This is a genomic window from Rothia sp. HMSC066H02 (assembly GCF_001814995.1).
In the GTDB taxonomy this organism is placed as follows: domain Bacteria; phylum Actinomycetota; class Actinomycetes; order Actinomycetales; family Micrococcaceae; genus Rothia; species Rothia mucilaginosa.
This window is the reverse complement of record NZ_KV818673.1, coordinates 24,514-44,533: the sequence shown is the minus strand read 5'-3', so window position 1 is coordinate 44,533 and position 20,020 is coordinate 24,514. Positions and strand designations below refer to the sequence as shown.

Below are 20,020 nucleotides of genomic sequence, written 5' to 3'. Positions count from 1 at the left end.
CGTCCCGCACACACTTTTACGAGGTACGATGTCTCACCATATTCCTTCTGTTTCGTGGCAGCAGGCCCGCCAGATTCTGCATGAGGAGGGCCAGCAGGTTGCGCCCCATGTTAAGACGGAATCTTTGCCGCTGTTGGCAACGATTGGCCATTATTTGGCGGCCGATATTTATTCGGTGATGCCGGTGCCCCACTACAGCTCTTCCGCGATGGACGGTTACGCTGTGGCGGGTGCGCCTCCGTGGCGTCTGGTGACGCCGGCGTATCCGGAGGATTCTCGCGCGAATATTCACCGTCTGACGGTGCCGATTGTTCCGGGTGAGGCGACCCCGATTCTGACGGGTGGTTTGGTCCCCGAGGGTGCCGAGGCGATTGTGCGTGAGGAGCATTCCCGCCTGTATGAGGGGGCGGAGGGTTCTTCTCGTCCGGGCATGGGTTCCCATTTGGAGACTCAGGCGAGCATTCATTACCTGGATATGGCGGAGGGTTTTGAGCCTCCGGCACCGGGCGCTGATATTCGCCATGCTGGTGCTGAGCTGGAGCGTGGCGAGCTGTTGGCGCGCCACGGTGACCGTGTGTCTGCTCGTATGGCGGCGTTCTTGGGCACGAATGGTTTTGATGAGTTGCCGGTATATGCCCCAATTCCGGTGCGTTGCGCGTTTACGGGTAATGAGGTCATTACCTTTGGTGTGCCTGCGCCGGGTCAGGTGCGTGATGCCTTTGGCGGCTTTATGGAGCATGCGATTATTTCTGCTGGTTGCGAGGCGCGCCCTTCGATTCGCCTTGCGGATGTTGAGTCTGAGTTCCGCACGTTTTTGTCCACGTCGACGGCTCGCGTGTTGGTGTTTACGGGCGGGTCGAGCACCTCGGGTGTTGATTTGGTGCGTAAGGTGCTCAACGATATGGGTGCGACGTACTTGTTTGAGTCGGTGGATGTGCGTCCGGGTCATCCTGCGTTGGCTGCGCGTTTGCCGGTTCCGGAGAAGGGTCCGAATTCGGGTCGTGAGCGTTTTGTGTTGGGTCTGCCGGGTAATCCTTTGGCTGCGTACACGGCTTTGTATTCGTATTTGCCGCCGCTTTTGGCTGGTATGAGGGATATGCCCCTTCCTGAGCTGGATTCAGCGGTTCTGGGTGAGCCTGTTGATACGTTGCGTAAGCCGGCGGGGGCTCGTCTGCTTCCGGTATCGGTGCGTGATGGCGTGGCGTATCCTCTGCCGAAGTCGGCGTCGCATATGTTGTCCTCGTTGGCGGCGGCTACTCACTGCGCGGTGTTGGATGATTCTTCGGTGCGAGGTTCTGCGCATGAGGTGGGGGCTCGCGTTCCGGTTATTCCGGTGCTGTAGACCGGCACGGCAAATCGGTGCGGTTGGCATCACAGGGGAAAAGCGCTTTTTCTGGTTTTTGAGGCCCCGTCTGATTTTCGAGGCTCCGTTAGCTCCTGTGAAGAAGGTATAGTAGAAAGATATGTCAATCGTTTAGCATATCGAAGGGAGCCCCCGTGGCAAAGCCCAAACTCAGCGATGTTGCAGCCCTGGCGGGCGTCTCCCCCACCACGGTCTCCCGCGTACTCAATAACCGCGGCTACCTGAGCGAAAATACCCGCACCAAGGTCCACGACGCGATGCGGGAACTCGGCTATCGACCCAATGCCATCGCCCGCAGCCTGCAGGGTCAGCGCTCGCAGATGGTGGGCCTCATCTTCCCCACGGTTGCGAACCCCTTCTACGGGGAGATGGTGTACCGCCTCGAAAGTTACCTTGCCGAAGAGGGCTACCGGGTCATTCTCTGCAATAGCGACGATCACCCCGAGCAAGAAAAGCGCTACCTGGAGATGCTCTTCTCCAATCAGGTGGACGGCATCATCAGCGGCGCCCACTCAGACGCGCTGGTCAATATTCCGCATGCGCAGGCTCCCCTGGTGACCGTAGACCGTCTCGAAAGCGGTTTCTACCCGAATATTCGCTCCGATAACTACGGAGGTGCCCGCGCCGCCACGGAGCACCTCATCGCCACGGGTGCGCAGAATATTGTGCACGTAACTTCTACCCTGGGTGAGCATAATGAGCGTCAGCGCGGCTACCGTGAGGCAATGCTTGAGGCGGGGCTCATGCCGGAGTTTGTAGAGCTGGGCTTCCGCCCTTCGCTGGGCATTAAGCGCGAGGTGCTCTACCGCTACCTGGATGAGCGTGCCGATAGCCCCGAGCCGGTGGACGCGGTCTTCGCCTCCAACGATAATTACGCCGCACTCACCCTGGGGTGGGCGCGTGCTCGAGGCATTCGTGTTCCTGAGGATTTCCAGGTGATTGGCTATGACGGCACGCAGAGCGTTCAGTTGCTCATGCCGGAACTAGCGACCGTGGTTCAGCCGATTGAGGGTATAGCAAAGCGTACCGCGCAGCGTCTGCTGGAGTTGGTTGAGCTGCAGCAGGGAGAATCCGCGGAGGAAGCTGCTCCCCCGATGAGCCAGCCTGAGGATGTACTCCCCGTTGAGCTTCATCTGGGGGCGACGGTGCGTTCTATCCCAGATCTGGATCAGATTCAGCCTGATATGTCTGCCCCGGACGAGCTGCAATAAGATCATTCAAGAATTGTAGAAACATAAAATCCGCCCCACCGTGCGAGTGCTCACGGTGGGGCGGATTTTGTATATACATTTATCGGTTTTGTGAGCGTCCGGAAGTTTTAGGAGTTGCGCTGCACAATCTCGGTCGGGCCGGTTCCGGGGTAGACCATGCCAACGGCGTGCGCCTTGGAGAAGATGCCGTGGAATGGGCCGAGGGAGAAGAATCCGCGGCGCTCGTAGAGGCGCGCGCTGTCGTAGGTCGAAGCTTCGAGGTAGGCGGGGTAGTCGCCAATGCGTTCGGTACCGTAGTCGAGTAGCTGGGAGCCGATACCGCGGCCACGATACTCTTCGAGAACACCAATGTTGAAGAGGTACCAGTGCTTGTACGCGGGGCGGTACTTGAGCAGATGCAGCTCCATTAGGATCGCCTTCAGCAGAGTCTTGCAGCCGAGCGCCTTGTAGTAGGCGCCAATCTGCTTGAGTTCGTTAGCGAAGGAACCTTCCTGGGATTCGGGGGTGTTCCAGAGGCAGACACCCACGATTTTTCCGGTGGTGTTGTCAATAGCAATGTCGATACGTCCGCGGCCCTGGAAGTTACCGTAGACCTGCAGGGTCATGATTGCGCGGAGCTTGGCAAGTTCCTGTCGGCGGCTACCACCTGCAATGACTGCCATCATGGCGGGGTCTCCGTCGAATGCGGCAATCAGCACCTCGAGCGCATCTGCATATTCATGAGACTCGGCGGTGCGGACGGTATAGGAAGCTGAGGTCATATTCACCCTTTACAAAAGCTTGAAACTATACATAAATATTAGCTGGATTATTCATTCCTGGCTAATAAATTGTTCCTTATCAAGACATTTTTCATGGCCATGCACCAATGTGTGCCAGCTTATATTGCACCAATATGCATAATTTTAGCGAATATTTATTCACGTACTTTTTGCACGCTCTTGCAGGAAAAATTGAACACCCCGCACCAGCTCTAGGAAAAGCGGTACGGGGTGTACATCACATTGAGGTTATCTACTCATCAAGAGTGCAGACTATGCGTTAGCCTTTGCCTTCAGTGCAACCTTCAGGAGCGAATCTGCGCTGGTCACAGATGCACCAGAAACCTGAACATCCTCAACCGAAGCGGCCGCCTTCTTGGAGTTGGTGATCACCATGGGGGTTGCCAGCGGGTAGCCAGCAGCCTTAATTGCGGGAATATCGAACTCAGCGATCACGTCGCCGCGCTTGACGGTGTCACCCTTAGCAACCTTGGGCTCGAAGTGCTTGCCGTCGAGCTCAACGGTGTCCATGCCGATGTGCATCAGCAGATCCAGGCCGTCCTCGGTGCGCAGACCGTAGGCGTGGCCGGTGGGGAATGCGACAGTAATCTTGCCGTCAGCCGGTGCGTAGAGCTTACCTTCGGTGGGCTCCACTGCGGTGCCTGCACCCAGCGCGCCGGAGGAGAAGGTGGGGTCCTTGACGTCAGACAGCAGAACCACGGAACCAACCATGTGGGAGCCGATCTCGACGCTCTCGCCAGCCTCAGCTGCTACAGCAGCAGTAGCCGCGGGAGCCGCAGCGGCTGCGGCTGCGGCGGCAACGGGAGCGGCAGCAGCGGGTGCCTCAGCCTCCTCAGTGTTGCCTGCCTCGACCTTCTTACCCCAGATGAAGGAGGCAACGAAGGCGATGACGGTGGTCAGGACGAGGCAGCCCAAGAAGCCCGGGATACCTGCACCGACGGTTGCTTCAATCGAGGGGAAGCCAAGGTAACCAGCAGCACCCAGCTTACCCGCCTTAATTCCAAGAATAGAGGTAACCATCGAACCAATACCCGCGGAAACGATTGCAATGTAGAAGGGCCAGCGCAGAGCCAGGTTCACACCGAACATTGCGGGCTCGGTAATGCCCAGGAACGCGGAGGGTGCGGCTGCAGAAGCAATACCCTTAATCTTCTTGTTCTTGGTGGTCAGTGCGACACCGGCTGCGGCACCACCCTGAGCCACGTTAGACATGGAGGCAACGACGAAGATGAAGGAACCACCGGTAGCCCACAGGCTCATCTCGATGGGCGGGAATGCCTGGTGCATACCGGTCATCACGATGAATGCGTAGAAGGTACCGAAGAGCAGACCGCCGAGCGGGCCGGCAACGGTGTAGAGCCAGTTGATGCTTTCACCCAGCCAGGTGCCCAGCTGGAACATCGGGGGTCCAACCAACAGGAAGGTCAGGAAGCCGGTGATCAGGATGGTGAGGGTCGGGGTGAAGATGAAGTCGATGGTTCCCTTGAGGACCTTGTGGAAGAACTTCTCGACGTGGGACAGGATAAATGCGACCAGCATGATGGGCAGCACGGTACCCTGGTAGCCCGCCTGCTGAACCTGCAGACCGAAGAGGTTCCAGTACTTCATAGGGTCGGTGCCTTCAGCACCTGCCAGGGATGCTGCGACGTTGTAGCCGTTCATCAGTGCCGGGGAGACCATTGCGGCACCCATGGTCAGACCCAGGTAGGGGTTACCGCCGAAGACCTTGGTGGCGGAGAAGCCGACCAGCACGGGCAGGAAGGCGAAGGGAGCTGCGGAGAGCAGGTTGACGATATCCGCGAAGTCAGCCCATTCAGGGAAAAGTTCAATAACTGCCTGGGGGCCAAAAATACCCTTAGAGGTCAGGAGGCTATTGAGCGCCATCAGCATACCGCCACCGACCAGCACCGGGATGAGCGGGACGAAGATGTCGGCAATGGTCTTGATGAAGCGGGAGACAAGGTTACCCTGCTTCGCGGCGATGCTCTTGAGGTCATCCTTGGATGCCTCGGGTGCGCCAGCGGCAATCAGGTGCTTGTGCACCTCGTTGACGTCGCCGGGGCCGACAATGATCTGGAACTGGCCAGCGTTGAGGAAGCTACCCTTGAGGTCCTCGTCGTTGTCGATTGCTGCCTGGTCGACCTTGTCCTGGTTCTTCAGGACGAGGCGAAGGCGGGTTGCGCAGTGCGCGGCAGCAAGGATGTTGCCGACGCCACCGACGTCCTTCAGCACGCGCTGTGCCACTGACTTGTGGTCCACGCTCGCTCTCCTTTGTTTGGAGCACCACCGTATGATGCTTTGTGAATGAGGTGAGATATGTCTGTGTGTGCATGTCATGCATATGTCATACGTTTGACATATCGGATGTAAAACATGGTATCACGGGAAAGTTCTTAAAAGCGAGGGCCCACCCTCCACACGGAGAGTGAGCCCTCAGACATATTCAGAAATTACCGTAAAACCACCCGTGCGGGCAGCTCCCAGCGCCTAGAACCAGCGCCTAGAAAACGACTTAGAGACGGCCATACTCCAGGGACAGCACCTCGCCACCGGTCAGGCGGACGCGGCGCTTATCACCCTTGAAGAAGGTGCGAGCAGTCATAACCTCAGCACCCATGGACGCGACCAACTTGCCGCCCACGTACAGTTCGGTAGCCGAGCCATCCACAAGCAGATCAAACTCGCGAATCTTCGAACGCTTCAGGGTACGGCGGCGCAGGCTACCGCCCTCGGTGTAGCGGGTACCGCCACGGTCCATCTGCACAAAGTCCTTATCCAGCACAATGCTCAGAGCCACGCCGTGAGTGTCCTTAATCTTCAGCTTCACGCGCTCATCAGAGACGTTCACACGACCGCGCAGGCGGAAGGTCAGGGCGTTCTTCAGCTCCACGAGCTTGCCCTTCTCCTCCTCGCGGTACAGCGGCTTCATCTCCATCGCGTCGTTGAGCTGCGGCACCGGGCGCTGGAACAGCTTGCCGTTACGCAGGTGCAGCTCACGCGGGTAGGTGAACATGTGCACCCAGCGGTGGCTCCACGAGGGCAGGTCGTCCTGGTCTGCGTTGCCCAGCCACGCGATCATCACCGGGGCATCGCCGCTCACGGTGTGCGGTGCCTTCGGGTCAGCGGTCAGGCCGGTACCGGAGATGGTCTGCGGGGCGTAGAACTCGAAACCTGCATCCAGCTCGGTGAAGGGGGTCTCCACGGTGAACTTGAGGGTCTCGTTATCCAGCGAACCGACAATGTAGCCGCTCTGGAAAATGTTGTTGTACTTCTCGCCGAGGGGCTGCATGCCCTGCGGGCTGAAAATCAGCACGTCGCGGATTTCGCCGGTCAGCTCATCGCGCATGCTCAGCAGGGAGGGGCACTCGTACATGTAGGTGCCCTTGAGGGTCTTGTCCTTGATGCCCAGCTCACCGTGGAAGGTCCACTCGCGGCGATCCTTGGAGGTGTACACGACCACGGCGCCGGTCAGATCCTCACGCTGAGCACCGATGACCATCCACCATTCACCGTTACGCTCAAAAACGTGCGGGTCGCGGTAGTGCGCGGTGTAGCCCTTCGCGGGGCCGGAAATCAGCGGGGGCAACTGACGGGTCGGCTTCGCATCCTCACCCGCGGTAGCAAGAATCTGGTAGGTTTCGCGGTTGCCTTCTTCGTCCTTCACGTTACCGGTGTAGAAGAACTCAAAACCGCCGGGAACCTTAATGCCGGAGCCGGAGTAGCAGCCGTGCGAATCGTAGCGGCTATCGGGAACCAGCGCGGTACCCTCATCGGTCCAGTGAGTCAGGTCCTCACTGACGGCGTGGCGCCAGTAGACCATACGCTCCGGGTGCAGGGGCGAGTACTGGTAGAAGGCGTGGTAGCGCTTACCGTCGAAGACCAGGCCGTTCGGGTCGTTCAGACGGCCCACGGGAGGTGCCAGGTGCAGAGCCGGGTAGTCGCGGTCTTCACGAACACCGGCACCGAAAGCGTCCAGAACCTGCTGTGCTTCAGCCGCCAAGTCGCGGGCGGGTCGCTCGGTTGCGCTCTTCTTCTTTTTCTTCTGCTCGCTCATGTCTATCCGCTTTCGTGCAAAGGAATGTCTGGGTTGTCTCATCCCATCATACGGCACCTCTCCCCCATTGCCGGGCTCCAGGAGAGAGGAACCACAGTGCTCTCAGCCTCTCTCATCCGAGGCACAGGGCGGCCACAGCGGCTTATACCGCCACCTGCCGATTATGTGGCGCATGCCCCGTTTGCTACAGGAGAAAAGAGCGGGCACGACGAAGCCCCGAACCTCCCCCAGTCTTCATACCGGAGTAGGTGCGGGGCCGTTAAATGCCGCGAGGCGGCGCATCCGATGGATGCACCGCCCGCGTAAGAATCGAGAAGAAGTCGATTACTTGAGGGTGATGGTTGCGCCAGCAGCCTCGAGCTGCTCCTTAGCCTTCTCAGCGTCTTCCTTGGAAACGCCCTCGAGCAGAGCCTTGGGAGCGCTGTCAACCAGGTCCTTTGCTTCCTTCAGGCCGAGGGAGGTCAGGGCACGAACTTCCTTGATCACTGCGATCTTCTTGTCGCCAGCGGACTCCAGGATAACGTCGAACTCGGACTTCTCTTCAGCAGCCTCGCCTGCTGCGCCGCCTGCTACAACTGCAACGGGAGCAGCTGCGGTGACGTCGAACTCTTCCTCGAATGCCTTGACGAACTCGGAAACCTCAACGAGGGACAGTTCCTTGAATGCTGCAATGAGTTCTTCGATGGACAGCTTAGCCATTGTTTGGCTCCTTCACTATCTGGTGCGGACTGACGCCCGCGGTGTAAATCTTCAGTACCTACCCGGAAAGGGTCGGTCAAATTTAGGGTGCGTTACACGCTATTCGCGTTCACGCTGCTGAGTATCTCAGCGCTGGTGCAGTAGCACGAAAGGGGCTTATGCCTCTTCCGAAGCCTCCTCGGCTGCAGCGGGAGCTGCGCCTTCCTGCTCCTCCAGCTTGACGCGCAGTGCGTCTGCAACCTGTGCGATGCGTGCGATGGCTGCCTTTGCGCCACCTGCAACCTTGGACAGCAGAACCTCGCGGGATTCCAGGTCAGCGTAGCGCTTGACGTCGTCCTCGGTCAGAGCGGCACCTTCGTAGTAACCGTTCTTCACAATCAGCTGGGGGTTAGCCTTGGCAAAGTCACGCAGGCCCTTAGCAGCATCGATCAGGTCGCCCTTGATGAATGCCAGTGCGGAGGGACCCTGGAGGTGGCCTTCGAATGCGTCGATGCCAGCTTCCTTAGCTGCGATAGCAGCCAGCGTGTTCTTCACCACGGCGTATTCGGTCTCTGCACCGAGTGCGCGGCGCAGCTCCTTGAGCTGTGCAACAGTGAGACCGCGGTATTCGGTCAGGATGACTGCGTTCGAAGCTTCGAAGAGTTCCTTCAGCTCGGATACTGCAGCGATCTTTTCCTGAGTCGCCATGGTAGTTCCTTCTTCCGATTCTTGTAAGGTCGCCGGTAGAGCCTCGAAGCATTTATTGCATGCAATAAAAAATGCCCCGACGCGTAGGCGTACGAGGCACGATAGACGGCGCCCTACATGAGGGCAACGGCTATTCACTTCGAGTTACCTACGCGGGCGGCGATTTCTAGTGAAATCTGCTCTTATCAGAACTCTGTTCTTCGTCTCCATCGAGGTGGCAATAAAGGACATAGTTCTAGACCGGCGGTCTTTGGTTCATTCATCATCTCAGGTTAAAGCCCGAGTCGCAAGTTAAAAACGTGATTAAGCGGGATTAATCACTTAAAGACCCCTTTTAGGCCAAATAACCGCTCTTTCTCCAACCTAAAAGGCCCGGCTGAAAGACCCAGAAACCGTGTTCTAGAGGTAAAAACGCTTTCCATCCGAGAATAAGAAGCAACGCTCCGCCGCCACACCCAGGTGCACCCGCTCCCCCGCACTCAGGAAGGTACTGTTCGGGGAGGTTCCGCTCAAGGTGGCGCCCTGCGCATCCGAGATAAAGAACTCAAGCTCCTGACCGGCACGCACTCGGGCACGCATTCGGGCACTCAGCTCAGAATCCGCCGAAGCCCGCCGAGATTCCAGAGGCAGGGACACCGCTTCCAACAGACGCGCACGGTACAGCATGCCACCCACCAGATGGCGGCTGCCAAGCACCTGCACCGGCAGAGCATGAGCAGCGTCTGCTGCCACAGGGCACAGCGCGGTCGCACGAATCGCCAGCTCACACCCGGCAGGAAGCGACTCCGAATCCTCAAGAGCTAAAAGGTTCAGCGCGGGCGCCGCCAAAAGCTTCGCCACCTGCAGAGTATGCGGATGCGCCAGCAACCGCTCCGGAGTGTCCACCTGCACCAGGTAGCCGGCATCCATCACCGCCACCCGCTGCCCCAGTATGAGCGCCTCATTCTGATCATGGGTCACGTACAGGCCCGTAAAACCGTAACGCTCATGCAGGCGCACAATATCGGCGCGGATACTCGCACTCATCTGCTCATCCACACTTGCCAGCGGCTCATCAAAAAGAACCACCGGAGCACGACGAATCAAAGCACGCGCAATACCCACACGCTGAGCCTGACCACCCGACAGTTGCGAAGGCTTACGGGACTCCAGCCCCTCAAGTTTCAAAGCCTCCAGTAGCTCACGGTAGTAGTCCATATCAACCCGACCGGCGAACGCGCCCAGCCGGGTCGGAAACAGAATATTGTCCTTCACGCTCAGGTGCGGGTACAGAATAGGGCGCTGAAAAACCACACCCACCGAGCCGCGCTCCAGAGGCTGACCGGCGTAGGTCACCCGACCGGCGCTCGGCTCCTCCAGACCGGCAATAATACGCAGCAGGGTCGACTTGCCCGTACCCGAAGAACCAACCAGAGAAATCAACTCGCCAGGGTGCACATCCAGGTCAATCTCATTCAGAACCGTCGTATCAGTGCCAAAGGTCTTAGCGACACCTCGAATACGCAGGCCTTCAAAAGGCTCCGCCGCGGCAGAAGAGTAGGCTGCAGAAGTCATTCCCCCATTATCGCCGAAACTTGTGCCCGGCACGGGTGCAGAAGATAAGCACCGTCATAAAACAGCGCGCGAGCCTCGCGCCAGAGTCTCATGTGAGCGCCCTAGCTCGGTCGTACCAGCAGACGCCCCTTCAACGCCAGATGCAGCGTACCCGCCCACAGGAAAATAAGGAAAGCCGTACCCGCCACCGTCAAAGCAGGACCCACCAACCCCAGCGAGCCATCAGCCGTCAAGCGAATACCGCTCGCCGCCATGGAAGCCATACCGAACGAGAAACCCCACATGCTCATCGAGAAACCACCCTCAAGAGTCCACGGGAGCAAACGCATCAAGAAGAACAACTGCAGAATGCCATAACCGGTCAGCACCAAAAAGAACCAGTCCACCGTGCCGCCATTAGCCGCCAGGTACGCGTTACCACCCACAAAAGGCGGCGCCATCTGAATACCAATAATGCCGCGCTCCCCCTGAGGTAGCGGGGCCAGGGTGCGCAGGCGGCTCAGAATCGCGGCCTCGATACTGAACCACGAAATCAGACCCGCACCGAAGAAGAGCATCGCCATATCGCGCCACCCCACAAAACCCATCGCCGTAGCGGTCGCAAAATTTGTCGCCACAGTCGGCAGATACAGCACCGGCGAAGCAGCCTCAGGCACATACCCACCACGCCACGTACCCGCAATGCGGTGAGAGGCAAAGTACAGCTGGCCCACGCCTCCCAGTACCACCAAAGCGAGAGCCGGAGTCTCCGCATAGGGGTAGAGAGCCGCACCCACCTGCGCCGTCGTTGCCGGAATCAGCGAAAAGAAGCAGGTACGCGCCGGATGCTCCCAAAAACTGCACACCCACGCACGATACTTCACCACCGAGTGAACCAGAAAACCCATCAGGAGCAGCCACACCACAGCGTTAAAAGCCAGGATGCTCTCCCCCACCCATCCAGGAGCCATACCTTTCGAGGCTCCGGTACGCCAGGCAGCACCCAACGCACCGGTACCCAGCGCCACCGCAAAATAATTGACCGGCACGCTGAGGCCGCGGCGGGCGCTCTGCTCGCTCTGAAGGGAAGAAGGCATTAGGTTTTACCTCTCATGGTTGTAGGGCAGACTGTGGGCACGCAGCCCCAATATATGTTTCGACGGTGCCGAGGCATGTGCAAAGCCAAAGGAACCAGGGACTAGAAAATCATTCTATGTTTTAAGCCTCTATAAGCTGGAAATCCGTGACCTACTTTGACTGACGCCGGTCACGCAACGTATTGAATCTTCACGCTGTGTCTTGAATCTTCACACAGACAAAATCATGCACAAAAAATCGCCCCCGACGCCTAAACGTCGGGGGCGATCACTAGCTAAATGCTAGAAGCTACAGGTGCATACCTTAGGCAGCAACGGCAGCCGGATCAACGGGGATGCCGGGGCCGAAGGTGGTAGCAACGGTTGCCTTGGAGATGTAACGACCCTTAGCCGAAGAGGGCTTCAGACGGTTAACCTCTTCCAGAGCTGCCTGGAAGTTCTCCTCGAGCTGCTCAGCGGTGAAGGAAGCCTTACCGATGATGAAGTGCAGGTTGGAGTTACGGTCAACGCGGAAGTCGATCTTACCGCCCTTGATGTCTGCAACAGCCTTTGCAACATCCATGGTCACGGTACCGGTCTTGGGGTTCGGCATCAGGTTACGGGGACCCAGGATCTTACCCAGGCGGCCGACCTTGCCCATCATGTCGGGGGTTGCAACCGCTGCATCGAAGTCGGTCCAGCCGCCAGCGATCTTTGCGATCAGCTCGTCGGAACCAACGTAGTCAGCGCCAGCTGCCTCAGCCTCAGCAGCCTTGGGGCCTGCTGCGATAACGACCACGCGAGCGGTCTTACCGGTGCCGTGGGGCAGGTTCACGGTACCGCGAACCATCTGGTCTGCCTTACGGGGGTCAACGGACAGACGCATTGCAACCTCAACGGTTGCGTCGGTCTTGGTGGAAGAGGTTTCCTTCGCCAGGGCAACTGCCTCAGCGGGGGTGTAGAGCTTACCCTCTTCAATCTTGGCTACAGCTGCCTTGTACGCCTTGCTGCGCTTTGCCATCTGCTTTTCTCCTTATGCAGTTGTGGTCTCGTGAGCCGCGCTCGGCTCTGCCACATCCCGTCCATACGACGGGCATTTACAAGTTCTGTGTAGAAAAATCTACGGTGCCGATTACTCGGCTATTCGGCGAACCGAAATTACTCGACGGTAATACCCATGGAACGAGCGGTACCTGCGATGATCTTGGAAGCAGCATCCAGGTCGTTTGCGTTCAGGTCGGGCATCTTGGTCTCAGCGATCTCGCGCACCTGAGCCTCGGTCAGCGAACCAACCTTGGTGGTGTGAGGAACAGCGGAGCCCTTAGCAACGCCAGCAGCCTTCTTAATCAGCTGGGAAGCCGGAGGGGTCTTGGTGATGAAGGTGAAGGAGCGATCCTCGTAGACGGTAATCTCAACGGGGATGATGTTACCGCGCTGCGACTCGGTTGCAGCGTTGTATGCCTTGCAGAACTCCATGATGTTCACACCGTGCGAGCCCAGTGCGGGGCCGACGGGGGGAGCCGGGTTAGCGGCGCCTGCCTGGATCTGCAGCTTAATGAGGCCAGTGACCTTCTTCTTGGGAGCCAATGTAGGGTCCTTTTCTTAGCTGGGAACCGACGCACAGGAGCGTACGCCGGCAAGACGGTGACCGTGGCGCGGTCACCCGTGCATCCACATGAAAGCGTGACATGCGCATACACAAACCAAAATTCTAGCGTTAATCAGCGACTTAATCCAGCGCCAGCTAGCAGAAAGAGTAAACCCCACCCACACAGCCGCCGCTGGCTATACAGCCGACACAAAATATGAGCCCCGCACCGAAGTGCGAGGCTCATATTCACACGCTAAAAACGTTAAATCTTTTCGATCTCGGTGAAGCTCAAGGTCACCGGGGTATCGCGGCCGAAGACGGAAATCATCACGACAATCTGCTGGGACTCGCCCTTGATCTCCGAAACGGTAGCGTCCATGCCCTCGAAAGCACCGGACTTCACGCGGACGTTCTCGCCAACGGTGTAGTCGGACTCGATAACGGGCTTGGAAACGGGCAGGCCCTGGCTCTGCTGCTGCTCTTCAAAGACCGGCAGGAGCATGTCAAAGACCTCGTCCATGCGCAGCGGGACCGGGTTGTACGCATCCTGACCCACGAAGCCAGTCACACCGGGGGTGTGGCGGACAACGCCCCACGAGTGGTCGGTCAGTTCCATGCGAACCAGAACGTAACCGGGAACGCGCACGCGGCGGATGGTCTTCTTCACGGTGTTCTTGAACTCAACCACGGTCTCCATGGGAACCTGAACCTCGAAGATCTCATCTTCAGCTTCCAGGTTCTGGATACGGGTCTCGATACCGGTCTTCACCTTGTTCTCGTAACCGGAGTAGGTGTGCACCACGTACCAGTCACCCATCTGACGGCGCAACTTGGACTTGAATTCTTCCAGAGCGTCGACTTCCTCAGCAGCCTCAGCAGCTGCTTCAGCCACCTCGACAGCCTCGGTAGCTTCCTCAGCCTGCTGCTCAATAGCTGCAGACTCCTCAGTAGCCTCAGCAGCGGCTACCTCGACCTCTTCAATCTCGGATACCAGTTCCTGCTCGGACACGTCGCTCCTACTTTCTATCGTTAATCATCTAGAGGGGACTCCCACTCACCAATGCGCTGAGGGAAATCACTGATGGGGCACCCCAAATAAGGATGCAGCCAGTACTAGTTACGCTGAATCGTTCCGTTACCGAAAATCCAGAATGCTCCCTGGCCGAAAAGATAATCCAGACCAGAAATAAGAAGGAGCATCACCACGACGAAGAACAGAACTCCGAAGAAGTAACCAACCAGTTCACGTCCGGTGGGAGTAGTAACCTTCTTCAACTCCGCAAAAACTTCACGGAGGAATGCAAAAATACGGCCGAAGAAACCGAGCTTCTTATCGCTCTTCGACGATGCGCCGGGCTGAACAGCCTTCTCGGCGGTAGCAGACGATGCCATTTCTTCTGCCCCTTTCTGAGTCTAAAAAAGTACGCCCGGGGTGCGGGCGTACAAATTATTTATTGAGGCAATAAAAGCAGGGCGGACAGGACTCGAACCTGCAACCTGCGGTTTTGGAGACCGCTGCTCTACCAATTGAGCCACCACCCTTTGAAGCGTTAACTTCAGGTGTGAGAGTTGCTTCTCACGTGTCTACTCCTCCACTGCCTCCTAAGCCGTGGCTTTAGAGGGGCAAACAATTACACCCTTGCGGGTGCAGAACTAACTGTAAACCATCTTTCGGGGCCGATGCAACTTCAAAATGTAATATTTTTCGAAAAACCTCTTGAGATACCTTGACGAGGGGTTCCGCATCACTACTAGTGGACCGTATCCTATAACAAGGAACGACGCTCACACCCGCGCCCATCACGCGCGAATGGTCCCACATGCGCATTCCCATCACCTACATCTTTGTCGACTTCACGCCGGCAGCGCACACGAAGAAAGAGAAGAGAGCCCCATGGCGCGTATTTCAAGCCGCATCGGTGCCATTGCACCCTCCGCAACCCTCGCCGTCGACGCAAAGGCAAAAGCACTCAAGGCTCAGGGACGCCCCGTCATCGGTTTCGGCGCAGGCGAACCGGACTTCCCCACCCCTGCGCACATTGTGGACGCAGCACGCGAAGCGCTCAACGACCCCAAGAACTTCCGCTACTCCCCCGCCTCCGGCCTTCCCGAACTGAAGAAGGCCATCGCCGAAAAGACCCTGCGTGACTCCGGTGTAGAGGTTGACCCCGCACAGGTCATCGTCACCAACGGCGGCAAGCAGGCGGTCTACCAGGCATTCGCAACCGTCATTGACGAAGGCGACGACGTCCTGTTGCCCGCACCCTACTGGACCACCTACCCCGAGTGCATCCGCCTGGCAGGCGGCAACCCCATCGAGGTGTTCGCCGGTAGCGACCAGCACTACAAGGTCACCGTCGAGCAGCTCGAAGCAGCCTACACCCCCGCCACCAAGGCGCTCATCTTCGTCTCCCCTTCCAACCCGACCGGTGCCGTCTACACCGAAGAGGAAACCCGCGCCATCGGCGAATGGGCTCTGTCCAAGGGCATTTTCGTTCTGACCGACGAAATCTACGAGCACCTCACCTATGACGGTGTTCAGGCAGTCTCCATCCTGAAGGCAGTACCCGAGCTCGCTGACCTGTGCGTCATCCTCAACGGCGTGGCAAAGACCTACGCCATGACCGGTTGGCGTGTAGGCTGGATGATTGGCCCGCGCGACGTCATCGCCGCAGCCTCCAACCTGCAGTCCCACATGACCTCCAACGTCAACAACATCGCCCAGCGCGCAGCCCTTGCCGCTCTGACCGGTCCGCAGGAGGACGTGGAAATCATGCACGCCGCCTTCGACCGCCGCCGCCGCACCATCGTAGATGGCCTGAACGCTATTGAAGGCGTGCACTGCCCCGTACCCACCGGTGCGTTCTACGCATACCCGGACGTACGCGAACTGCTCGGCAAGGAAATTGAAGGCGTACGCCCGCAGACCACCGCAGAGCTCGCCGAGCTCATCCTCGAAAAGGCCGAGGTCGCAGTGGTTCCCGGCGAGGCATTCGGCCCCAGCGGTTACCTGCGCCTCTCCTACGCCCTGAGCGATGAGGATTTGGCAGAGGGCCTGGCGCGTCTGCAGAAGTTCCTCGGTCAGGCACGCGACTAGACCCTCTGACCGCGCCCGCTGAACCGTGCAACTCACCTCGATGGAGACTGCGGTTCGGTAGGGACGGCGGTTCAGACGTGGGATGGACCGGCGCAAAACGATCAATCACAGGGCTATTGACCGTTTCCTGTCCTAAAAACCGAGAATCCCACAAATATTTAAAAATATTTTTAAAACGAATGAGGCTTCCCGCATCTTTACAGATGTGAGGAAGCCTCATTCGCCTCTTCGGTGCCATAGGTGGGAAAGGGCGGCTATTTGTACTTCAAACCCAAACATACAGGTTTCAAAAACCTGAACTTTTATGCCGCAATCTGGGCATTCCCACGCCATTCCACCACTACCAACACAACCCAAACATCGCTAAAATAGAGACCAAGAGAACGACCTCCCGACCGGCGCACATTCATGCGCCGAAATCGCGGAGGTCATAGTTATATACACGCGCGCACAACACCTAAAACGCGCAGACATTAGGAGCCAACCATGAAGATCGGTCTGCTTACTTCCGGCGGCGACTGCCCCGGCCTGAACGCTGTCATCCGCGGCGCTGTCCTCAACGGCGTCAAGAAGTACGGCTACGAGTTCGTCGGCTTCCGCGATGGCTGGCGCGGCGTCGTTGAAGGCGACTACATGGACCTGCCCCGCCAGAAGGTCCGCGGCTTGGCATCCCAGGGCGGCACCATCATCGGTACCTCCCGCACCAACCCCTTCGACGGCCCCAACGGTGGCCCCGAGAACATCGAAATCATGATGGAACGCCACGGCATCGACGCAATCGTCGCTATCGGTGGTGAAGGCACCCTCGCAGGCGCAAAGCGTCTGGCAGACGCAGGCCTGCCCGTCATCGGTGTTCCCAAGACCATCGACAACGATTTGCGCGCAACCGACTACACCTTCGGCTTCGACACCGCAGTGTCCATCGCAACCGAGGCAATGGACCGCATCCGCACCACCGGTGAATCGCACCACCGCTGCATGGTCGCAGAGGTCATGGGCCGCCACGTCGGTTGGATCGCCCTGCACTCCGGTATGGCTGCAGGTGCACACGCAATCCTGATCCCCGAGGTCAAGGTCTCCATGGAGCAGGTTGCAGAGTGGGTCAAGGAAGTACACGACCGCGGCCGCTCTCCCCTGGTTGTCGTTGCTGAAGGCTTCATCCCCGAAGGCTTCGACGACGTCATGGCAAACAAGGGTACCGAAAAGGACGGTCGTCCCCGCCTCGGTGGCATCGGTGAGTACATCACCCACGAAATCGAGAAGATGACCGGCGTCGAGACCCGTAACACCATCCTGGGCCACATCCAGCGCGGTGGTGCCCCCACCGGCTACGACCGCGTGCTCGCAACCCGCCTGGGCATGGGCGCAGTCGACATGGTCGCTCAGAAGCAGTGGGGCAAGATGGTCTCCGTGCAGGGCACCGAGATCAAGTACGTACCCCTCGAAGAGGCACTGGACGGTCTGAAGTCCGTACCTCAGGAACGCTGGGACGAAGCAGCCGTACTCTTCGGCCGCTAAACCCCGCAGCCTCAGCAAGCTCGCTGAGCACTCATACTAAAACCGCGGAGGCGGGCACTCGTAACGGGTGCCCGCCTCCGCGGTTTTATGTAGGTCATCAGATGTTAGCCGCCAGATGCTCTAGCGCTTCAAGAAATCCTGACCCGCCAAAGAACGACGCGCCACCTCACCGGACTCCGGCGAAACCACCGTCGTCTGAGCCACCGCGTACTCGGTCGCCGGCGCCGGCGAACCATCGGGCAGGAAGTCTCCGCCATCAACCGCACGCAAAGGCGCCTGCGGATCAACGCCGCGCTTGATCACAGCCAACGCAATCGGGCCCGCCTCATAATGTAGCGCCACCGAGGTAATACGACCGACCGGGCGGGACTTACCCTCCACGAACAGCTCACTACCTGCCGCCGGAAGGGTGTGCTCCGAACCGTCAATATCCAAGAACACCAGACGGCGCGGCGGGCGGCCCAGGTTATGCACACGAGCCACCGTCTCCTGACCCTTGTAGCAGCCCTTATCGAAATGCACCGCGGTACGGGTGTAATCCAACTCCTGCGGGATGGTCTTATCGTCAGCTTCAGTGCCGTAGCGCGGGCGCCACGCCTCAATACGCAGAGCCTCCGCAGCCCACAGACCCGCAAAACGCGCGTCCGAAGACTCAGCCAGGGCGGGCAGAACAGAGCGCGGCACGATGCTCAAGAAACGCACATAGTCCGCGCCCGGGTGATTATCGCCCGCCTCGTCGTAACGGTAGCTACCCGGTGCCGGAGTGTGCCAGGGATCCTCCCACACCAGCGGCTTACCCTCAGCGAGTGCAGGATGTACCGAGCCGTCCTGCAGGATCGGGTTGCGGGCACTCTCCAGCACGGCGTATTCGTTGCTGAGGTTCTGCACCTCAACGCGCATCATGAACTTCATGCGGTTTAGGTAATCGGCCAGCGGCTGAGCCTGGTAGCCCTCAACGATCAGCCAGAGCGCCTCGCCGTCTTCAATTGCGGAGGGTGCGTACTCCACGCGGCCCTGAGGGGAAAGCAGCAGGAACTCGTGGCTCTCCCCGGCGGTCATGCCGGTCAGAATCTGCGAGGCGATGGACGTCAGCCAGGTCTGGCGGTCCGGCCCCTCAACACGCACTACGCCCAGGGAGGAGCGGTCCACTAGCACCAGCGGTTCGCTTGCCTCGGCGGAGCGGTCGAAGCTGAGGGCGCGCTGCTCCAGCATGGGGTTGCCGTAGTGTGCGGCGACACCCGCATCCAGCCCGGAGGCGGCAAAAGCGCCGTGCAGGCTCAGCAGGGGGCTCACCGGGCGGACGGCATCGGGCTGGGGTACCTCAGCCTGAGGCGCTTCAAGCGAAGATTCAGTCACGGAAGGTGCACCTTTCACGCAAAGAGTCTGCCCCGCCAATCAGCGGGGCAGACACAAGTTAGTTATTAGGCGGTGGGCTCGGAGCCGGGCTCGCCGGTGGGCTCTTCACCATCCAGGGAACCGAACATCGAAGTGCCCAGGGAATCGCCGGTCATCGAGGAGGTCTTGCGCAGTTCAGCGGAGGCGTGCTTGTGCAGCTTACCCTCAGCGTCTGCGACCTCCCAGTCCCACATGAGGTTGCCGTTGACCAGACCCCACAGGCGCACGGAGCCGGCGTAGTCGTGGGAAATATCATCGCGCAGCAGGTTGCCGGTCTGCATGCGAATAACCGGGCCCTTGACCATGCCCACGTAGTTTTCGCTAATACCGCCGGGGTGCGCAATGGTTGCCAGGAGAGAGAAGCCGTCGTCCGCGTTGCGCAGGGTCTCAACGCTCTCGGCGCTGGGGAAGGCGGGTACAACGTCCTTGGGGACAATGCCGAAGCCGCCGTCAGCGTCGGTCAGGGGGCGGTCAATCTGCCAGAAACCGGTTTCAACGGTGATGGGGCGCAGCTTCTGACCCTCGTCATCGAGCAGGAAAGACTCAGCGCGGTATTCGATGAAGGGCAGACCATCCTGCTCAAAAGTAATAATCTGGCCGAAGGGGGTGTTTTCCTGGCCTTCGTACCACATGGTTCCGGTGCCTTCCCAGGTGCCAAGCAGCCATGCGAAGGGAACAAGTTCAGGGGTTAGGTTGGTAGGGATTTCAATAGCCATACCTTCTATTTTAGTACCCGTGCGTACAACGGTAGCCTGTTCGTTCGCTCACGGCACGGGGGTAGCGCTGCCGTCTGTAGAGTAAACGGTACGGCGGGCAACATAAAGAAAACCCCCAACCGGAGGGGACCGGGTGGGGGTTCACGCCGTCATTGGCGAGGCGGTACGAACCGTACGACCGCCTAAAGCCCTGTGTGGGCGATGCTTCTGCTCTGTGCGGGAAGACTACTTCTGGCCGCTGAAGAGGCCACGCAACACTGCGAATGCACCGATACCGATGCACACGGAGATAATAGCC

General features: G+C 58.9%; 17 protein-coding genes and 1 tRNA gene. 4 read left to right on the top strand and 14 right to left on the bottom strand.

Annotated elements, in window-relative coordinates; all coding sequences use genetic code 11:
• Positions 1-28: 28 nt before the first annotated feature.
• Together HMPREF2999_RS02915 and HMPREF2999_RS02910 are read left to right on the top strand one after the other, a co-directional pair.
• Positions 29-1,342, top strand: coding sequence for a molybdopterin molybdotransferase MoeA (locus HMPREF2999_RS02915; RefSeq protein ID WP_070675921.1), 1,314 nt, complete (start codon positions 29-31; stop codon positions 1,340-1,342).
• 155 nt (positions 1,343-1,497) lie between these two features.
• A complete protein-coding gene (locus HMPREF2999_RS02910; RefSeq protein ID WP_070675923.1) occupies positions 1,498-2,574 on the top strand; it encodes a LacI family DNA-binding transcriptional regulator in 1,077 nt (358 codons plus the stop codon).
• Positions 2,575-2,681: 107 nt separating this feature from the next.
• Here the strand turns inward: HMPREF2999_RS02910 and HMPREF2999_RS02905 are convergent, their stop codons facing one another.
• The 12 genes from HMPREF2999_RS02905 to HMPREF2999_RS02850 all read right to left on the bottom strand — a co-directional run bounded on the left by HMPREF2999_RS02905 (position 2,682) and on the right by HMPREF2999_RS02850 (position 14,538).
• Positions 2,682-3,335 carry a GNAT family N-acetyltransferase gene (locus HMPREF2999_RS02905; RefSeq protein WP_070675925.1) on the bottom strand — a complete coding sequence of 218 codons (654 nt, stop codon included), beginning with the start codon at positions 3,333-3,335 and terminating at the stop codon, positions 2,682-2,684.
• A 273-nt stretch (positions 3,336-3,608) separates the two neighbouring features.
• Positions 3,609-5,615 (bottom strand): PTS sucrose transporter subunit IIABC, encoded by a 2,007-nt coding sequence (locus HMPREF2999_RS02900; protein ID WP_070675927.1) that lies wholly within the window; start codon positions 5,613-5,615, stop codon positions 3,609-3,611.
• Positions 5,616-5,868: 253 nt separating this feature from the next.
• The gene (locus tag HMPREF2999_RS02895) at positions 5,869-7,410 is read right to left on the bottom strand and encodes a glycoside hydrolase family 32 protein (protein ID WP_070675929.1); all 1,542 of its coding nucleotides are present in this window, start codon (positions 7,408-7,410) and stop codon (positions 5,869-5,871) included.
• Positions 7,411-7,734: 324 nt separating this feature from the next.
• Entirely contained in the window at positions 7,735-8,109 is a 375-nt protein-coding gene (rplL, locus tag HMPREF2999_RS02890) for a 50S ribosomal protein L7/L12 (RefSeq protein ID WP_005504884.1), read from the bottom strand.
• Positions 8,110-8,265: 156 nt separating this feature from the next.
• Complete coding sequence (gene rplJ / locus HMPREF2999_RS02885) at positions 8,266-8,796, bottom strand: 50S ribosomal protein L10 (protein WP_049338065.1); 531 nt, start codon at positions 8,794-8,796, stop codon at positions 8,266-8,268.
• Positions 8,797-9,195: 399 nt separating this feature from the next.
• Complete coding sequence (locus tag HMPREF2999_RS02880) at positions 9,196-10,350, bottom strand: ABC transporter ATP-binding protein (protein ID WP_070675931.1); 1,155 nt, start codon at positions 10,348-10,350, stop codon at positions 9,196-9,198.
• A 101-nt stretch (positions 10,351-10,451) separates the two neighbouring features.
• On the bottom strand, positions 10,452-11,426 hold the full coding sequence (locus HMPREF2999_RS02875) for a TDT family transporter (RefSeq protein WP_070675934.1): 975 nt from the start codon (positions 11,424-11,426) through the stop codon (positions 10,452-10,454).
• A 304-nt stretch (positions 11,427-11,730) separates the two neighbouring features.
• Positions 11,731-12,426 carry a 50S ribosomal protein L1 gene (rplA, locus tag HMPREF2999_RS02870; protein ID WP_005504876.1) on the bottom strand — a complete coding sequence of 232 codons (696 nt, stop codon included), beginning with the start codon at positions 12,424-12,426 and terminating at the stop codon, positions 11,731-11,733.
• 137 nt (positions 12,427-12,563) lie between these two features.
• Positions 12,564-12,992: a 50S ribosomal protein L11 gene (gene rplK / locus HMPREF2999_RS02865; RefSeq protein WP_005504870.1), complete on the bottom strand. Its 429-nt coding sequence runs from the start codon at positions 12,990-12,992 to the stop codon at positions 12,564-12,566.
• A 266-nt stretch (positions 12,993-13,258) separates the two neighbouring features.
• Positions 13,259-14,005 (bottom strand): transcription termination/antitermination protein NusG, encoded by a 747-nt coding sequence (nusG, locus tag HMPREF2999_RS02860; RefSeq protein ID WP_049338063.1) that lies wholly within the window; start codon positions 14,003-14,005, stop codon positions 13,259-13,261.
• Between the two features lie 104 nt (positions 14,006-14,109).
• The gene (gene secE / locus HMPREF2999_RS02855) at positions 14,110-14,388 is read right to left on the bottom strand and encodes a preprotein translocase subunit SecE (RefSeq protein ID WP_005504868.1); all 279 of its coding nucleotides are present in this window, start codon (positions 14,386-14,388) and stop codon (positions 14,110-14,112) included.
• 77 nt (positions 14,389-14,465) lie between these two features.
• A tRNA-Trp gene (locus HMPREF2999_RS02850) sits at positions 14,466-14,538 on the bottom strand.
• A 352-nt stretch (positions 14,539-14,890) separates the two neighbouring features.
• Here HMPREF2999_RS02850 and HMPREF2999_RS02845 point away from each other — a divergent pair.
• Together HMPREF2999_RS02845 and HMPREF2999_RS02840 are read left to right on the top strand one after the other, a co-directional pair.
• On the top strand, positions 14,891-16,093 hold the full coding sequence (locus HMPREF2999_RS02845; RefSeq protein WP_070675935.1) for a pyridoxal phosphate-dependent aminotransferase: 1,203 nt from the start codon (positions 14,891-14,893) through the stop codon (positions 16,091-16,093).
• A gap of 486 nt (positions 16,094-16,579) precedes the next feature.
• Entirely contained in the window at positions 16,580-17,611 is a 1,032-nt protein-coding gene (locus HMPREF2999_RS02840) for a 6-phosphofructokinase (protein ID WP_070675937.1), read from the top strand.
• Positions 17,612-17,731: 120 nt separating this feature from the next.
• Here HMPREF2999_RS02840 and HMPREF2999_RS02835 read toward each other — a convergent pair whose 3' ends face one another.
• Positions 17,732-18,967, bottom strand: a complete 1,236-nt coding sequence (locus HMPREF2999_RS02835) for a CAF17-like 4Fe-4S cluster assembly/insertion protein YgfZ (RefSeq protein ID WP_070675939.1) — start codon at positions 18,965-18,967, stop codon at positions 17,732-17,734.
• A 65-nt stretch (positions 18,968-19,032) separates the two neighbouring features.
• The gene (locus HMPREF2999_RS02830; RefSeq protein WP_070675941.1) at positions 19,033-19,722 is read right to left on the bottom strand and encodes a heme-binding beta-barrel domain-containing protein; all 690 of its coding nucleotides are present in this window, start codon (positions 19,720-19,722) and stop codon (positions 19,033-19,035) included.
• Positions 19,723-20,020 lie beyond the last annotated feature (298 nt).

What these genes read in the sequence shown, in the direction of transcription:
- HMPREF2999_RS02840 (WP_070675937.1), top strand. Translation starts at nt 16,580, where the DNA reads ATGAAGATCGGTCTGCTTACTTCCGGCGGCGACTGCCCCGGCCTGAAC.
- secE (WP_005504868.1), bottom strand. Translation starts at nt 14,388, where the DNA reads ATGGCATCGTCTGCTACCGCCGAGAAGGCTGTTCAGCCCGGCGCATCG.
- rplA (WP_005504876.1), bottom strand. Translation starts at nt 12,426, where the DNA reads ATGGCAAAGCGCAGCAAGGCGTACAAGGCAGCTGTAGCCAAGATTGAA.
- rplL (WP_005504884.1), bottom strand. Translation starts at nt 8,109, where the DNA reads ATGGCTAAGCTGTCCATCGAAGAACTCATTGCAGCATTCAAGGAACTG.
- HMPREF2999_RS02895 (WP_070675929.1), bottom strand. Translation starts at nt 7,410, where the DNA reads ATGAGCGAGCAGAAGAAAAAGAAGAAGAGCGCAACCGAGCGACCCGCC.
- HMPREF2999_RS02915 (WP_070675921.1), top strand. Translation starts at nt 29, where the DNA reads ATGTCTCACCATATTCCTTCTGTTTCGTGGCAGCAGGCCCGCCAGATT.
- HMPREF2999_RS02905 (WP_070675925.1), bottom strand. Translation starts at nt 3,335, where the DNA reads ATGACCTCAGCTTCCTATACCGTCCGCACCGCCGAGTCTCATGAATAT.
- rplJ (WP_049338065.1), bottom strand. Translation starts at nt 8,796, where the DNA reads ATGGCGACTCAGGAAAAGATCGCTGCAGTATCCGAGCTGAAGGAACTC.
- HMPREF2999_RS02875 (WP_070675934.1), bottom strand. Translation starts at nt 11,426, where the DNA reads ATGCCTTCTTCCCTTCAGAGCGAGCAGAGCGCCCGCCGCGGCCTCAGC.
- HMPREF2999_RS02880 (WP_070675931.1), bottom strand. Translation starts at nt 10,350, where the DNA reads ATGACTTCTGCAGCCTACTCTTCTGCCGCGGCGGAGCCTTTTGAAGGC.
- HMPREF2999_RS02830 (WP_070675941.1), bottom strand. Translation starts at nt 19,722, where the DNA reads ATGGCTATTGAAATCCCTACCAACCTAACCCCTGAACTTGTTCCCTTC.
- HMPREF2999_RS02845 (WP_070675935.1), top strand. Translation starts at nt 14,891, where the DNA reads ATGGCGCGTATTTCAAGCCGCATCGGTGCCATTGCACCCTCCGCAACC.